The 511-nt window shown below is 65.6% G+C and carries 1 protein-coding gene; it reads right to left on the reverse strand.

Translation table 11 applies throughout. The annotated features are described in order from the left end of the window. Positions 1-511 (reverse strand): phosphate acyltransferase (locus tag D1614_RS29030; protein ID WP_262707245.1); only part of this gene is annotated, 511 nt, incomplete at both ends.

Consider the following 511-nt stretch of genomic DNA (forward strand, 5'->3'; position numbering starts at 1 on the left):
CTCGTCATGCTCGGGGTTGACCACGGTGAAGTCCACGCCCTCGCGCAGGCGCAGCCCAAAGCGCTCAATGCGGTGGGCAATCACGCTCGGGCGGCCGATCAGGATCGGGCTGGCGAGCGTTTCGTCCACGACGATCTGCACGGCACGCAGGACGCGCTCTTCCTCGCCTTCGGCAAAGACGATGCGCTTGTTCTCCATCTGCACCTTGCGGGCGGCCGAGAAGATCGGCTTCATCAGCGTGCCGGAGTGGTAGACGAACTGCTGCAGATGCTGGCGGTACGCATCCATGTCCTCGATCGGGCGCTGTGCCACGCCCGAGAGCATGGCCGCCTGCGCCACGGCCGGCGCGATCTTGACGATCAGGCGCGGGTCGAAGGGCTTCGGGATCAGGTATTCGGGGCCGAACGACAGGTCCTGGATGCCATAGGCAGACGCAACGATGTCGCTTTGCTCCTGGCGTGCCAGTTCCGCCACGGCGTGCACGGCGGCAACCTCCATCTCACGCGTGATG

The organism is Maribellus luteus, assembly GCF_003576475.1.
Taxonomy (GTDB): domain Bacteria; phylum Bacteroidota; class Bacteroidia; order Bacteroidales; family Prolixibacteraceae; genus Draconibacterium; species Draconibacterium luteum.